The following is a 14595-nucleotide window of genomic DNA, read 5'->3' as shown; positions in this document are numbered from 1 at the left end:
CCCTTCGGGCAAAACGCGACATATCGCAAAGTTTCGAATGCACCGCCATCTTGGAACCGGATCTCCATAAGCGTCCATGACCCTCATGAACATCGCGGGGTTCCGCTTCCCGGCCCGGATTCCAGTCTAGACACACAGCATACGCGCGTGCGCGGTTTGGCGCAGAGCCTACCCAAGGAGTGCACGTCCGCCGCCGCGACCGACCGATCGCACGGGGAGGCGACGCCTCCGTACAACGGGGCGGCGTATCGCCACAGCACTGAAAAACCAGACAACGACTGTTGTTCCCGAATATCCGATGTTCCCACATACCCGATGTCGCCGACTAACCGAACCTGATACCCAGGCAGGATATCCCGAACCCGATACCCAGGCAGGATATGAAAAGCCCCGGGCCGTGAAACGGCCCGGGGTTGTAAACCAGTCAGAAGGAAAACTACTTGAGCTCGACGGAAGCGCCAGCAGCCTCGAGATCGGCCTTGGCCTTCTCGGCGTCTTCCTTGGAGGCCTTCTCCAGGACGGCCTTCGGAGCGGAGTCCACGAGGGCCTTGGCCTCGGCCAGGCCGAGGTTCGTCAGGGCGCGCACGGCCTTGATGACGGCGATCTTCTTGTCGCCGACGGCGGTCAGCACGACGTCGAACTCGGTCTTCTCGTCCTCGGCGGCGGCAGCGCCAGCGGCCGGAGCGGCGGCGACGGCGGCAACCGGAGCGGCAGCCTCAACGTCGAACTCGTCCTCGAAAGCCTTGACGAAATCGGACAGCTCAACGAGGGTCATTTCCTTGAAAGCATCGAGGAGCTCTTCAGTGGAAAGCTTAGCCATTATGGCTTCCTTTCAATCATTGGCACCGGCCTGTTCCTAAAAGTTGCCGTGTGCCGAAATTTGTATTGCTTTGCGGTGATTCGCGGTCAGGCCGCGAGAATCAGGCGGCCTTCTCCTGCTTTTCGCGGAGGGCGTCGACCGTGCGCACAGCCTTGGTCGGCAGTGCGACGAGAACGTACGCGGCCTTGGCCATCGTGCCCTTGAGCGCGCCGGCCATCTTGGAGAGAAGAGTCTCGCGAGATTCGAGATCCGCAAGCTTCTGCACTCCCTCGGCGTCGTAAACGGTGCCATCGGCGAAACCGCCCTTGACGACGAGCTGCTTGTTGGTCTTGGCAAAGTCACGCAGGACCTTGGCGGCCTGGACGTAATCGCCCTTGACGAAAGTGATTGCGGTCGGACCGGCGAGATACTCGTCGAGACCTTCCACGCCCGCTTCCTTGGCGGCGATGCGTGCCAGCGTGTTCTTCGCCACGGTATAGGTTGTATCGATGCCCAGCTTCTCGCGAAGATCAGAGATCTGCGGGACGCTCAGACCGCGATATTCGGTGAGATAGACTGCATCGGCGTCACGGAACTTGTCCGTGAGCTCGGCAATCACCTCTGCCTTTTCGGGCCTCTTCATGGCGTTCCTTCCTAAATGAACCGCCGGTCGAAGCCCCATGGAACGGCAATAAAAAAAGCCCTGCGCACAGGCAGAGCACACCGAAGACACCCGAACGGCGTCAAAGAATTCTCAACCTGCGCTGGTATCCCAAGGAGTTTCGCGGACACTGCTGTCCGAACCAACGGTCTGTGGTTTACGTGGGGAATTGTATAGGCCGATGCCGATTTACGCAAACCGACACACTCGGCGTGTCGCGTTCCGCCTTCGCGTTGCACCGATGCGGGGCGGTCTCCCGATCGCCCCCGCATTGCAACGGCGGCTCCTGTTCTAGAGCCTGCCGAGAATGGACACGACGATTTTCGCCGCGGTATCCGCGTACTCGGAGATATCGAACGAGCGAAACTCCTCATAGGCCACATCGGCCTCATCGCTCAGTGCACGGATGACGAGCGCGGGTACGCCGTTCCTTGCGGCGATATGCGCAACGGCGGCACCCTCCATCTCCACGGCGTCGGCCTTCGTCTCCTTCTTGACCTTCGCCACGAGCTCGTCGCCGGCCACGAAATAGTTGCCGGTGGCGATGACGCCGGTGATATGGGTCACCCCCAGCTCGTCAAGCGCCTGGTTGGCGAGGTCGATCAGATGCGCATCGGAATGGAACTCCTCGGTTTTCGGCGCCGACTGCGCGATCAGCCTCATATCGGTGTCGAGATAGCGCAGCGTGCCGCCGAGCACGACGTCGTTGACATGCAGCGACGGATTGAGATTCCCGGCGATGCCGGAGAAGATGATGACATCCGGCGAATACAGGTCGGCGAGCACTTGGGTGGCGGACGCGGCGTTCACCATGCCCATGCCGCTGACGGTGGCTACGACACGCAGTGTGTGCGGCTCGCCGTCGGCCCGGGGGGCGCCGGCGAAGGTTCCCTCCGTCAGCTCGAGGCTGGCATGCGTTCGGGTCGTCACGTTCTGCAGGCTTTCCGCGATATGGGCGACTTCCTCATCCATTGCGCCGATGATGGCGATCGTTGTCATGGCTGTCCTTTCGATCCGCGCGGGGCCGCCGTCCATCGACGACGGCACGCCGCGCTCTGTTTTCCGGGGAACCGTTTTTTTGGGGGGGAAACCTTGGGAACCGTCTTTCTCGGGTGCCGGGAGCTTGGGAACCATCCCCCGCCCATCGAGCGATGCCGTCAGGGCGCAGTCAGGCGATCATGCCGCAGTCGGCACGCATCGGCTTGCGCGTCTACGCCCGCGCACGGCGTTCGCGCACGGCGGCGGCGAGTTCGTGGAGCAGCGCGTCGGTTTCCGGCCAGGCGATGCAGCGGTCGGTGATCGACTTGCCGTACACAAGCTGGTCGAGCGGCGCGGGCTTCTGGTTGCCGCCTTCGATGAAGCTCTCCATCATGATGCCGGTGATGCCCTGTTCCCCCGCCGCGTAGCGCTGCGCGATCTCGCGCACCACCTGCGCCTGGCGGATTTCGTCCTTGCCGGAGTTGCCATGCGAGCAGTCCACGATAAGCCCGTGGGCACAGGCGCTGTCCGGCGGCATGACGGAGCGGATCTGCGTCATGGCGGCCTCGATGTCCTTCGCCGAGTAGTTCGGCCCGTGGCTCGACCCGCGCAGAACCACGTGGCAATTCTCGTTGCCGAGCGTCTCCACGGCCGCCGCGCGTCCCTCGTGGTTGATGCCGAAGAAGGTGTGGCGCTGCGCCGCCGTGATGCATCCGTCGATGGCGGCCTTGACGCTGCCGTCCGTGGCGTTCTTGAAGCCGATCGGCATGGACATGCCGGAGGCGAGCTGGCGGTGCACCTGGCTTTCGGTATTGCGGGCGCCGATCGCGCCCCAGGTGATGGCATCGGAGATGTACTGCGGGCTTGTGGGCTCGAGGAATTCGGTGGCCGCGGCCACGCCGGTCCCGAGCACGTCGAGCAGGGTTCTGCGCGCCAGAAGCAGACCTTTCTTCACGTTATTCGTGCCGTCGATGTCGGGGTCGTTGATCAGACCCTTCCAACCAATCGTGGTGCGCGGCTTCTCGAAATACACGCGCATGATGATAAGAAGGTCGCCCTCGAGCTCCTCGCGCACGGCGGACAGGCGGCGGGCGTAATCCAGTGCGGCCTGGGGATCATGCACGGAGCAGGGGCCGACGATGACAAGCAGACGGTCATCGCGTCCGTGGAGCACGTCACGCAGTTCATCGCGCGATTCGATGACGAGCTGGCGGTCCTCCGGCGTCAGCGGCAGCTCGCCCAGCACCTGCGCGGGGCTGGGCAGGGGATCGAGTTCGAAGACGCGGCGGTTGATGATGGGGTCGATGCCGACGCGCTCCTCCCACGAATGGCCGTCGAGCAGTTCGCTGGGGTTGCCGCCTTGGGCGATGATGCGGCGCACGCGCTTGGCCTCGTGCGTATAGGCGGAGGCCTCGAGAACAGAAGGATTCCGGTTGTCGGACGCCGTGCGTCCGTTATCGTTCGCCATCATGCATCTCCTCTCCGCCCGCAGGCACTCGCATCGGGACGGCCCGTCGCCGCCCCGTCAGTCGATAGCCCCGTCATTCTACCGCGAGCATATGGCGCACCGACCGCGAATTTCCAGACGCACGATGGGAAGGCACGGCTCCGGCCCCGCCGCATACCGCAGACGAAACCCCCGGCTCGGACAGACGAAACCCCTACTCGGACAGGCGATTCCTGCGCATGCGCACGGCGCTGGCGAGCTTGCGCAGAAGCTCCTCGGTGCGCGGCCAAGCGATGCAGCGGTCGGTCACGGACCGGCCGTACACGAGCTGGCCGAGCGGCGCGGGATCCTGGTGGCCGCCCTCGATGAAGCTTTCCATCATGATGCCGGAGATGCCCGGCTCGCCGTTGGCGATGCGGGTGGCGAGCTGCTCGACCACCTCGGCCTCGCGGATCTCGTTCTTGCCGGAGTTGCCATGCGCGGCGTCGATGACGACGCCATGCGAGGCGGCCTCGCCCACATGCATGTTGCGCAGGGCCTCGAGGGCCTCGGCCACGCTTTCGGCCGAGTAGTTCGGCCCGTGGTTCGAGCCGCGCAGGATGACGTGGCAGTCGGGGTTGCCCTTGGTCTCGGCGGCGATGACGTGCCCGTCGAGGTTGATGGACAGGAAGTGGTGCTCGTTGGCGGACGCGAAGCAGGAATCCGCCGCGGCCTTGACGTTGCCGTCGGTGGAGTTCTTGAAGCCGATCGGCATGGACATGCCGGACGCGAGTTCGCGGTGCACCTGGCTTTCGGTGTTGCGGGCGCCGATCGCGCCCCAGCTGACGAGGTCGCACAGGTACTGCGGCGTGATGGGGTCGAGCCATTCGGTGGCGGCGGGCAGCCCCTGGTCGGCCACGTCCAGCAGGATGCGGCGCGCGAGCCACATGCCCTTGCGGATGTTGAAGGTGCCGTCGAGGTCAGGGTCGTTGATCAGGCCCTTCCAGCCGATCGTGGTGCGCGGCTTCTCGAAATACACGCGCATGACGATGAGAAGGTCGTCCGACAGCTGCGACTTGAGCTCGCCCAGACGATTCGCGTAATCCTTGGCCGCCTTCGGATCGTGGATCGAGCAGGGCCCGACGATGACGAGCAGGCGGTCGTCGCGCCCGTGGAGCACGTCGCTGATCTGACGGCGCGAATCCTGCACGAGGCGGATAACGTCATGGGTGATCGGCAGTTCGTTGATAAAGGCGCGCGGTGCCGGAATCGGATCGAGCTGGCGGATGTTCACATCCACCGTTTCGGGAAGAACCGCCTGGGAACCGAGCTGAGCCCTGTCCTCCGAGCTGTCGGGGCCCCTGAGCACCGTCATCGAATGTCCTTTCGTCCGGGGCGCCTCGGCGCCCTCCCCTCCCCGCATCCGCACCGCACGCCGTTCGTTCCGTCCGTGCCGGAGCTCCGCGCGCATGCCGCGCGGGCCGCGGGGATCTGCATACCCTGCAAAGCCTATGAATAACGCTGTATGAATAACGCTGGCCGCGTCGCATGCACTGTGCACTTGCGCTGCGGCGCGGCCACCGAGAGAACAACTATACGTTGCCCGGCGCCCGGGCGCCACCCGGATGTCACGGGGACGCATCCGGAAGGCCCCGGCATCCAGGCCTATCCGAGCCCATCCGCCCCTCAGACGAATGCGCCCGACCATTCACCGCCCGCGCTCAGGCGAGCGCGCCCATCGGATCCCACGCCGGCAGCATGATCGCCGGCCTGTCGAGCGCCTCGAGGTACTCGGCGGGCAGCATCGACTTGGGCACGGCCACCTCGTACACGTATTCGTCGAACCACGGGTCGTCCATCGTGAAGTAGCCCTTGTCGGCGATGTCGGAACCCCACGAGTTCTCGACGCGCCAGCGGTTCGTCGTGGTGCCGTCGTCGGCCACGTCCACGCCCACGAAGGCCATGGCATGGTTCATGGCGGAGTCGGCGAAGCGCACGCGCTCCTCCTTGTCCATGTCGAAAACCGTGTCGTACACGCGGCCGTACTCGAACAGGTCGGTGGCCCACGCGCCGTTCTTGCGGTCCATCATCGGGTGGCAGTCGGCGCCGAACCACACGGGGATGCCCTGCTCCGTCAGGATGCGGCGCACGCAGTCCTTCATGAACGCGGCGGGCACGTTGAGGTATTCGGTCGGGTCGCCGCCCACCACGTTGCCCAGGTGTTCGATGCCGATCTTCGTGCCCTTGGGGTGCTCGGCGCGCGGATCGTCGACGAGGCACACGTAGTCCTCGAGGCCGGCGTCGACGTACTTATTCCAGAACTCCTGCGGCGTGATCTCGCCGTCGCGGTGGAACTCGCCGTCCTCGTCGGTCCACTCCCAGAAGAAGCTCTTCGGCGGCTCGCCGAGGTGGATCGTGAGGATGCGATGCGCGGCCTCGCGCGTGGCGTCGATCACCTTCCCGATGCGCGCGGCGTCGCCCTGCGCCTGCCAGATGCGGCACACGGCCTGGCGCAGCAGCGTGCGCAGGCTCGTGTTCATCTGGCCCGTGTTCTGCGACGACGCGGTTTCGGGGAAGAAATCCTTCGGCACGGCGCCGTACTTCTTGTACACGTTCATGGCCATCGTCCACTGGCCGCCGTCGCCCATGACGTCGTGCAGAAGCGTCTGCACGAGGCGGGAGTCCTCGGGCTCGCCGGCGAGCGCGAGCGCCGCGAGGTCCTGGAGGAAGTAGTTGCAGCGTTCGAGCTTGTCGAAGTACATGGCGTAGTTCTGGGAGAACTCGAAGGTCTTGAGCCCGAGGTTGCGCTTGGCCACGAAGCGCGCCACGTTGAGGGAGCTGAACAGCCAGCAGCGGCCGGAACGGCGCTGGTTCGTCACCTCGCCGTTGTCGACGGTGACGGAGAAGCGGCGCTGCAGGGTGCGGGCGCGGTCGTAGTTGCGGGCGACGTCGTCGATCCCGGCGTTGACGACGGCGTTCATGGCGATGCGGTTCGCCTCGCGGGCGTCGAAGGCCTCGGTGTAGCCGTCGATCATGGACGGCGTCAGCGGCGTGAATGACGTGGTGTCGGTCATATATTCCTCGGTTTCTGTCCTCGGTGTGTTCTGCCCGCGGGTGCGCCATGCGCGCATGGGGGATGGCGCGGCGGTCCGCGGTCGCCGGGCGGCCGGCGTTCGTGTCGCCGGGCGCGGCATTGGCATACGATGCGCCCTGCGGCGCGTATACGATGAATAGGACGGCGGGACGACAATGGCGGGGCCACGGATGTGACCCCGCCATCTGGTTTGTTTGGAATTGCCGGCCCGGAATCTCCGTCCCGGGACGCCGGCCTCCGCTTCGCCTTACTGGCGCTGCTGCGTCTGCTGCCCCTGGGCGGGAGCGGCCTGCTGGGCCTGTTGCGAAGCGGCCTGCTGGCCCTGGGCGTCGGCGGGCGTGCCGTCGACCTCCTGCTGGGCCTGGGCCGCGGCCTGCGCGTCCCTGTCCTTGTCCTTCTGGATGTCCTGGAGCACGCTGCCCATGGAGCCGAACGCGGTGCTGAAGATGGACTTGAGCTCGTCCACACGGCGGGTGATCTCGGTCTCGCGGTTCTGCAGCTCGTCGATGCGGTCCTGCAGGCCGTCGATCTCCTCCTGCGCGGCCGTGCGGCGGCTGTTGATCTCCTCGGTGGCCTGCTTGTTGGCCTTGTCGAGGATCTCCTGGCGCTCGGCGTCGGCGTCCTTGCGGCGGTTCGTGGCGTATTCGTCGGCCTCGTCGCGCTTGGCCTGCGCCTCGGCGAGGATCTGCTGCGCGTTCTTGTCGGTTTCCTGGCGCTTGGCCTCGAGGTTGGCGAGCATCTCGGTGACGCGCTTGGTGGCGTCCTCCTGCTCGGCGGAGATCTTGGCGCGGGACTGCTCGGCCTCGGCGGAGACCTGCTGCATCGTATGCATGCGCTGCACCTGCGCGTCGTCGGCGATCTGGCGGGCGGAGGCCTTGGCCTGGTCGGTGATCTCGTTGGCCTTGCGCTGCGCCTCGGTCATCATCTTCGCCACCTGGTCGCGCGCGGCGTTGACCTGCGCGTTGGCGTCGTCGATGGCCTTCTGGATCTGGTCGTTGGCCTCGCTGCGGCGGGCTGCGATCTCGTCGTCGGCGGCCTTGCGCTGCGCGGCGATGGTCTCGGCGCTCTGCGTCTTCTTCTGCGCCAGCTCGGTGTTCACCTTGGAGGTCTCGGCGTCGAGCTGCTTGTCATGCTCGGCGCGCTTGTTCTTGAGCTCGATCTCGAGCGACTGGCGCTGGTCGTTCATCTCTTTGGTGGTGGTAGCGGTCAGCTGCTGGGCCTGCGCAGTGGCGCTGGAGAGGATGGACTGCGCCTTCTCCTGCGCGTTCTTCAGCGTCACGTCGGCGTTCTGCTTGGCCTGGGACCTCATGCGGTCTGCGTCCAGCTGCGCCGTCTTCATCGTGGTGTCGGCGTTGTCCTGCGCGCGCTTGCGGATGTTCTCGGCATCCTTCTTGGCGCGGGCGAGCAGCTGCTTGCTCGTCTGCTCGGCGGACGCGAGCAGCTGCTGCGCGTTGGCGCCCAGGTTGCTGTAAGTGCTTTTCTGCGGCGTCTTCTTGGCCTTCTGCTCCTGCAGCTCGGCCTCCAGCTGGAGAATGCGGCTGTCGTAGACGCGGATCTGCTCTCGCAGACGATTCACGTTTTCGTTGGCACTCGCGACGTATTCGTTGACCTTCTCCTTGTCATAGCCGCGAAGAACCGTGGGAAACATGTCATCAGCCATGTGAATGTCCTCTTCCTGAGAATCTAGGGAACACGAACGAATACGACGCGACGGATCGTTGCGCCACGCTTAACGATACCCTTTTCGAACCGTCTCGGATAGTTCCGACATGCCGCCATCACAGCATTGCCACAGGTGACGGCGCGTCGCGGCCGTCCGGCGTGTCGCGAGCGCGACATGCCGCGCTTTTGCGGCGTGTCGCACGATGGTTTCACTGCGTGAACACTTGCAGGAAACCGCGCACCGACCACCCGCGTCGGGGCGGCGCGGCGCTCAGGCGGCCTCGAGGGAGGAGTCGGCGGAGCGGCGGTAGTAGTTCACGGCGTCGCAGGCCACGATGCGCGCCGCCTCGACCATCTGCCCGAGCGGGATGCCGGCGCCCCCGTCGCGCGTCTCGTTGACGGGCGGGAAGCTGATGAAGCCGGCGAGCATGTCATGCTGCGCGGCGCTCCAGTTGAGAAGGCTGTAGAACACGGAGTTGCACACGAAGGTGCCCGCGTCCGAGCTCAGCGTGGCGGGTATCTTGTGGGCGGCGAAATCGTTGAGGATGTCGCGCAGCGGCAGCTGGGTCCAGTACGCCGCGGGCGACGACGGGTCGATGGGGGTGCGGCGCGGCTGCATGTTGTCGGCGTCCGGCTTGTCGGCGTCGATGATATTCGTGGCGCAGCGTTCGAGCGCGATGCTGCGCTTGCGGCGCTTGAGGCCGGTGGCGATGACGATGCGCGGATGCACCGATTCGATTGTGCGAAGCATGGCGGGCCAGGCCTTGGAGAAGCTCATGGGAAGGAGCACGCCGGTCACACGGACGGATGTCCCCTCGGGCGGGTCCGGCACGCCGTCGCGTTCGAGGATGCGCACGACCTCGCGCGAGGGGTTCACATCGATGCCCTCGTAGGGGTCGAATCCTGAAATCACCACGTCGAACTGTTCCATGCCACCAACTCTAGCCGACGGCGGTCGATTCGGCGCAGGGCGCAACCGGCACGAGCCTGACCGGCGCGAGCTCGACCGGTGCACAAGCCACAGGCGTGCAAGCCGCGCGCCGGGGCCGTCACATCCCGGAGGTCATCTCCTGGACGGCGCGGCGGCGCGCGTAGTTGCGCACGCGGCGTGCTCGGGGCGCGATGAGCTCGGCCACCTCGAGGTCGGGCCGCGTGGTGATCTTGATGTTGTCGTCCGAGCCCTCGACCACGGCGACGGGTTCGTCGGGAAGGTAGTCCACGACGACGCGCGTGTCGTCGGTCGGATGGAAGTTCTCGTCGCCGGCGGCGCGACGGTAGGCCTCGGAAATCGTGGAGAAGCGGAAGCACTGCGGTGTCTGCGCGCGGTAGGTGGTGGCGCGGTCAGGCACGATGCGCACGATAGGCGCCGCGGACGTATCGAAGCGCCCCGCTCCGTCAGACGATGCGCCGTCCGACGATGCGTCGTCCGCCTCCGCGCCGTCCGCCCCGACCGGCGCGGCAATCAGGATCGTGTCGGTGCTGGGAACCGCCACGGTGGCGGCGTTCACCGAATCGAGCGCGGCCACGCAGTCGAGGATCGTCTTGGGAGATACGAAGGGCCTGACGCCATCGTGGATCAGAACCTTCGCATCATCGGGGATGTTGTATTCGCGCAGGAACTCGAGCGCCGCCCGGGTGCTGTCGGCGCGCGTCTCGCCGCCGGGCACGATGCCGCGCACCTTGCGGCTGCCCATGTCGTCGATCACCTTCTCCACCGCGTCGCTGACGGCGGCATTGACCACGACGAGGATGTCGGTGACCTCGGGGCAGTCCTCGAAGGCCTCGATGGTCCATTCGATAACCGGCCTGTCGGCGACGGACACCAGCTGCTTGGGCTTGGCCGGATCGAAGCGGGTGCCGAACCCGGCGGCGAGGATGATGGCGATGACGGGGGCCTGGTGCGATTGAGACATGCCGACCATGCTAGCGCCGCACGATGACGGCGAGGAAGCGACCCTCGTGCTCCTTGTGAGAGAGGAAAGCGCGGCGGTGCGAATACCACAGCGGGTTCTCAAGCGTGCACAGGCCGTGCTTCATGGCGCCGAGGCGTTCGCCAAGGGCCGGATCGCCCTCGTCATCGGCCGCGCACAGGTGGGCGAGTTCCTCGTCTTCCTCGAGGTACTGCGTGGCGGCGAGGACGCGCGGTTCGGCCGACACGATGCGCCCGCCGTCGATTCCTTCGGCTGCGAGCGCCTGCAGCGCGGCGGCGGCGATGTCGATGCCGGCGCCGCCGAAACGCGTGACGGTGGCGGTGCCGGGGAACCGGGCGTCGAAGGCGCGGGCGATCTCGTCGCCCACCTCGTAGCAGTCGCCGCAGATGCACGGGCCGAGCACGGCGCGGATGCGGCTGCGATCGGCCCCGAGCTCCGTCATGCGTTCGACGCAGGAGTGCACGACGCCGCGCTCCAGGCCGCGGCGTCCGCAATGCGAGGCGGCGATGACGCCGGCGTCGGCGTCCGCGTACAGAACCGGCAGGCAATCGGCGCCGAAGATGCCCAGAGGCATGCCGGCTTCGGCGGTGGCCTGTGCGTCGGCGTCCACCGCGTAGGTGTCGATGCCATCGGCCGCGGCCCGGCCCGCGTCGATGGCGCGGGCGGAATGCACCTGGTGCACGAGGCGGACCGGGGCGCCCAGCAGATGCTCGAGGCCCCTCATGTTGGCAGCCACATGCGCCGGGTCGTCGCCGACTTTCGAACCCATGTTGCAGTAGGCCCAGTCCCCCGTCGAGGCGCCGCCGAGGCGCGTGGTGAAGCGCACGGTGACGCCGGGCGCCAGATCGATGGGAATCGTGACGGGCACGGCCGGCTCGGATGCGAGCAGGTCATCGCGCGAGTCCTGCGCGGAGCCGCCAGCAGCCACGCCAGCAGCGCCGGCAGCGCCATCCGCGCCATCCACGCCGGACACGCCGCGGGTTTCAGGCGAGTCGTCCATCTCAGCCAAGGTACGTCAGCTCCTCGTCGCTCAGCTCGAGCTCCCCCGCCTGCAGCGAGTCGACGATCGTCTCGGGGCGGTGCGCGCCGGGGATGACGAAGACGTGGTCGCCCTTGGCCAGCTCCCACGCGAGCACCACCTGCTGGTAGCTCACGCCGTGGTCGGCCGCCACCTTACGGAACGGGTCGAATTTCGAATCGTCGTACGGATGGCGGTAGCCGCCCAGCGGGCTCCAGCACACGAACGCCAGCCCCAGCTTCGCGCAGTACTCCAGGGTGTCCTGCGTCTCCAGATGCACGGGCGAGTACTGGTTCTGCACGGCCACGAGCCTGTCACCGAGCACGCGGCGCGCGATGTCGAGCTGCTCGATCGTGACGTTCGACACGCCGGCCCAACGCGCCACGCCCTGGTCGAGCAGGGCTTTGATGCCCTCGCAGGATTCCTCGTACGGCACCTCCGGGTCGTGGCGGTGCAGGTAGAGCAGGTCGATGGCGTCGACGCCAAGCGCCTGCGCGGACTGCTTGCCGTAGGCGATGATGTGCTCGGGCTTGCCGTCGCGCGGCCAGACGGGCTTGTCGCCGTCCCAGGCGCGGCGCAGACCCACCTTCGTGGCCACGAGCACCTCGTCGCGCGGGCCGTCCCACGTGTCGAGCGCCTCGCGCACGAGTTTCTCGCCGGTCTGTTCCTCCTCGCCCGGCGTGTAATAGGCCCAGGCGGTGTCGAGGTGGCGGCATCCGGCGTCGAGGGCGGCGTGGATGGTGCGCAGGCCCACGTCATGCCCGCGGTTGTTCTCGATGGTCAGCGGCATTTCGCCCTCGCCGACGGCGGTTGTGGTGAAAGGTCCGAGCGTGCGTTGCAGAAGGCTCATGGTTCTCCTTGAGGTAGTGGGTTATGGAGTAATGGGTTATGGAGTTTTACGATTCCGCGTTCCGACGATGGCGGCGGCATCCGTTCTGACGATATCCGTCGACGGTGCGCCGCATGTCAGCCGCGCGTCAGACTGCCGAGTGGCGTCATGGGCTTCCAGTCCGGGTCGTGCATGATGCGGCGCGCCGCGAGCCAGCCCTTGAACACCTCGATGGCGCCCGGGATGAAGCCGGCGCGGTCGGTGGCCACCAGGCGCGCGATCTCCCGGTGGGCCGTCACGCAGGTGCCGATGCCGAAAAGAAGGGGCGAATAGGAGCCGCACTGCATGAGGTAGCGCGCGATGTACCCGCGGTTGCGCATGATCTGGTAGCGCTCGCGGTCGCTGCCCTTGCCCAGGCTGCGCAGGCTCATGGCCGCGCGGTCGCTGTCGGGGCGCGTGCGGTACAGGATTGCGTCGTACACGGCCACGGGGTTCGTGACGCGGCTGGCCAGATATCCGTACATCGTATCGTCGCCATACATGAAGAAGCGCGGGTCGGGCAGACCGATCTGGTCGACCACCCGGCGGGACACCAGCAGACCTTCGAAAGACACCGCGTTGACCACGCGGTAGCCGCCGCGCCCGAAGCGCGTTCGCGGCATGGGGCTGAGCAGGCCGGTGGCCGGCGAGAAATCGCCTTCGTCCGTCACCGGGTTGTCATCCGTGTCGATGCGCACGCCCTGGATCATGTCATGCGCCGGCATCCAGGCGGCGAGCTTCTCGAGGGCGTCGATGTCGACGAGCACGTCGTCGTCGAGAAGCCAGAACCACTCGGCGCCCAGCTTGTACGCCTTTTTCATGCCGGCGTTGAAGCCGCCGGCCGGGCCGAGGTTCTTCGAGCGCGGCATGTACACCACGCGGTCGGTGCGCGGGTCGCCGGTCCATTCGGCGTCGTCCCACAGCGCGGCGATGCTGCGGCCGAAGTCGGCGGTGGCGCTGCGCATGGCGGGATCGTTCGCATTGTCGACCACGATGATGCGCCACGGATGCACGTCGAACCTTCTGAGGTTGTCGAACAGCTCCTCCATCGCCTTCGGGCGGTTGTACGTCACGATGACGATGGCGAGGCGCTGGGCGAGACGCTGCGCCTCCTCGACGCTGGCCTCGTCGGGGGCGAGGAAGTCGGCGCCGGCGTCGGCGCCCGGAACCGCAGGCCCGGGAATCTGCGAATCGTCCCCGTCCGTGCCGAAGCCGTCGGCATCGTCGTAAGGGCCGGGGTCCTCGTAGGCCTCGAGACCGTCCTCGAGGCCCAGGGCCTCGTCGAGTTCGCCGGGATCGAGGTCCTCGGTTCCCAGGTCGGTCCCGAGGTCGTCGGGATCGAGCTCGTCGAGGTCCATATCATCGAGGTCCGTATCGTCGGCATCCGTCGCCTCGGTGTCGTCGGGAACGGCATCGTCCCTGTCGTCGGGAACGGCGGAGCCCATGCCCGCCTGCCCGGAAGCGCGGGAATCGTCATCGAAATCGTCTGCGGAAGGCGGCGTCACGCCATCTGTGGAAGCACTCATGGCCCCCATTCTACGCATGGGCGACGCGCCACCGCCCCCCACCGCGCACCGCCGTGTCAGCGGATGGCGCGCAGGATGCGACGGCGCACATCCCCCGCCGTCAGCTCCTCCGCGTCGCGGAAGCGCACAAGCGGCATGCCCGCGCCGGCGAACATCTCCTCCACCTGGCGGTCGCGCTCGCGCCGGTCCTCGCGGTCATGCGTGGCGTCGTCGAGCTCCACGGCGCACAGCACGTCGAGCGTGCGTGCGTCGGCCACCACGTAGTCCACGGATTTGCTGTTCGTCTGGCCTCGCGCCGCCGCCCAGTTCTGCCCCTTGATGCGTTCGTCGAGAAGCGAGGAGATATGGATCTGCGGGAAGATCAGGTAATCGCGCCCCAAGGCGTCCTGCAGCACGCGGAAGAACCATTCCTCGCGCCGCGTCATGACGGAGCGCCGCGCCCGGTAACGGTAGCGCGGGCGGCGCGGGCGGCGGCGCGACAGCAGCCGGATGACGAGCACAAGCGCCACGATGGCCGCAAGGATGATTCCCATCGATGCCGCGCCCGACGGCGCCTGCTCCCCTCCCTGCGCCAATAGGGACGCGGCGGCGCCGAAGGCTGTCACAAGATCATAAGAAGGCACACGCATATC

The 14595-nt window shown here is 66.6% G+C and carries 13 protein-coding genes; all 13 read right to left on the bottom strand.

Translation table 11 applies throughout. The features are described from left to right. Positions 1-436: 436 nt before the first annotated feature. Positions 437-820, bottom strand: coding sequence for a 50S ribosomal protein L7/L12 (gene rplL, locus PSRA_RS01245; RefSeq protein WP_094660055.1), 384 nt, complete (start codon positions 818-820; stop codon positions 437-439). Positions 821-920: 100 nt separating this feature from the next. Continuing rightward, positions 921-1442, bottom strand: a complete 522-nt coding sequence (gene rplJ / locus PSRA_RS01240) for a 50S ribosomal protein L10 (RefSeq protein ID WP_094660054.1) — start codon at positions 1440-1442, stop codon at positions 921-923. Between the two features lie 309 nt (positions 1443-1751). Beyond that, positions 1752-2459, bottom strand: coding sequence for a 5'-methylthioadenosine/S-adenosylhomocysteine nucleosidase (gene mtnN / locus PSRA_RS01235; protein ID WP_094660053.1), 708 nt, complete (start codon positions 2457-2459; stop codon positions 1752-1754). A 211-nt stretch (positions 2460-2670) separates the two neighbouring features. Beyond that, the gene (locus tag PSRA_RS01230) at positions 2671-3909 is read right to left on the bottom strand and encodes a 3-deoxy-7-phosphoheptulonate synthase (protein ID WP_412154570.1); all 1239 of its coding nucleotides are present in this window, start codon (positions 3907-3909) and stop codon (positions 2671-2673) included. Positions 3910-4099: 190 nt separating this feature from the next. After that, on the bottom strand, positions 4100-5239 hold the full coding sequence (locus tag PSRA_RS01225) for a 3-deoxy-7-phosphoheptulonate synthase (RefSeq protein ID WP_094660052.1): 1140 nt from the start codon (positions 5237-5239) through the stop codon (positions 4100-4102). A 346-nt stretch (positions 5240-5585) separates the two neighbouring features. Then, a complete protein-coding gene (locus tag PSRA_RS01220; protein ID WP_094660051.1) occupies positions 5586-6938 on the bottom strand; it encodes a C1 family peptidase in 1353 nt (450 codons plus the stop codon). 267 nt (positions 6939-7205) lie between these two features. Beyond that, positions 7206-8618, bottom strand: a complete 1413-nt coding sequence (locus tag PSRA_RS01215; RefSeq protein WP_094660050.1) for a DivIVA domain-containing protein — start codon at positions 8616-8618, stop codon at positions 7206-7208. Positions 8619-8891: 273 nt separating this feature from the next. Beyond that, on the bottom strand, positions 8892-9551 hold the full coding sequence (locus PSRA_RS01210) for a pyroglutamyl-peptidase I (RefSeq protein ID WP_094660049.1): 660 nt from the start codon (positions 9549-9551) through the stop codon (positions 8892-8894). Positions 9552-9669: 118 nt separating this feature from the next. Continuing rightward, on the bottom strand, positions 9670-10533 hold the full coding sequence (locus PSRA_RS01205) for an IspD/TarI family cytidylyltransferase (RefSeq protein WP_245834822.1): 864 nt from the start codon (positions 10531-10533) through the stop codon (positions 9670-9672). Positions 10534-10543: 10 nt separating this feature from the next. Beyond that, positions 10544-11560 (bottom strand): purine nucleoside phosphorylase YfiH/LACC1 family protein, encoded by a 1017-nt coding sequence (locus PSRA_RS01200; RefSeq protein ID WP_420820530.1) that lies wholly within the window; start codon positions 11558-11560, stop codon positions 10544-10546. Then, entirely contained in the window at positions 11553-12419 is an 867-nt protein-coding gene (locus PSRA_RS01195) for an aldo/keto reductase (protein WP_094660046.1), read from the bottom strand. Before PSRA_RS01195 ends, PSRA_RS01200 begins: the two co-directional genes overlap by 8 nt. 116 nt (positions 12420-12535) lie before the next feature. Next, positions 12536-13963, bottom strand: a complete 1428-nt coding sequence (locus PSRA_RS01190; protein ID WP_245834821.1) for a glycosyltransferase — start codon at positions 13961-13963, stop codon at positions 12536-12538. A 56-nt stretch (positions 13964-14019) separates the two neighbouring features. Next, positions 14020-14586, bottom strand: coding sequence for a DUF2726 domain-containing protein (locus PSRA_RS01185; RefSeq protein ID WP_158216281.1), 567 nt, complete (start codon positions 14584-14586; stop codon positions 14020-14022). Between the last annotated feature and the right edge of the window lie 9 nt (positions 14587-14595).

The sequence above is a fragment of the Pseudoscardovia radai genome, from assembly GCF_002259605.1.
Classification (GTDB): Bacteria; Actinomycetota; Actinomycetes; order Actinomycetales; family Bifidobacteriaceae; genus Pseudoscardovia; species Pseudoscardovia radai.
Note: the sequence above shows the minus strand (reverse complement) of the source record. Positions and strands in the feature narration are given on the sequence as shown.

What these genes read in the sequence shown, in the direction of transcription:
- rplL (WP_094660055.1), bottom strand. Translation starts at nt 820, where the DNA reads ATGGCTAAGCTTTCCACTGAAGAGCTCCTCGATGCTTTCAAGGAAATG.
- rplJ (WP_094660054.1), bottom strand. Translation starts at nt 1,442, where the DNA reads ATGAAGAGGCCCGAAAAGGCAGAGGTGATTGCCGAGCTCACGGACAAG.
- mtnN (WP_094660053.1), bottom strand. Translation starts at nt 2,459, where the DNA reads ATGACAACGATCGCCATCATCGGCGCAATGGATGAGGAAGTCGCCCAT.
- PSRA_RS01230 (WP_412154570.1), bottom strand. Translation starts at nt 3,909, where the DNA reads ATGATGGCGAACGATAACGGACGCACGGCGTCCGACAACCGGAATCCT.
- PSRA_RS01225 (WP_094660052.1), bottom strand. Translation starts at nt 5,239, where the DNA reads ATGACGGTGCTCAGGGGCCCCGACAGCTCGGAGGACAGGGCTCAGCTC.
- PSRA_RS01220 (WP_094660051.1), bottom strand. Translation starts at nt 6,938, where the DNA reads ATGACCGACACCACGTCATTCACGCCGCTGACGCCGTCCATGATCGAC.
- PSRA_RS01215 (WP_094660050.1), bottom strand. Translation starts at nt 8,618, where the DNA reads ATGGCTGATGACATGTTTCCCACGGTTCTTCGCGGCTATGACAAGGAG.
- PSRA_RS01210 (WP_094660049.1), bottom strand. Translation starts at nt 9,551, where the DNA reads ATGGAACAGTTCGACGTGGTGATTTCAGGATTCGACCCCTACGAGGGC.
- PSRA_RS01205 (WP_245834822.1), bottom strand. Translation starts at nt 10,533, where the DNA reads ATGTCTCAATCGCACCAGGCCCCCGTCATCGCCATCATCCTCGCCGCC.
- PSRA_RS01195 (WP_094660046.1), bottom strand. Translation starts at nt 12,419, where the DNA reads ATGAGCCTTCTGCAACGCACGCTCGGACCTTTCACCACAACCGCCGTC.
- PSRA_RS01190 (WP_245834821.1), bottom strand. Translation starts at nt 13,963, where the DNA reads ATGAGTGCTTCCACAGATGGCGTGACGCCGCCTTCCGCAGACGATTTC.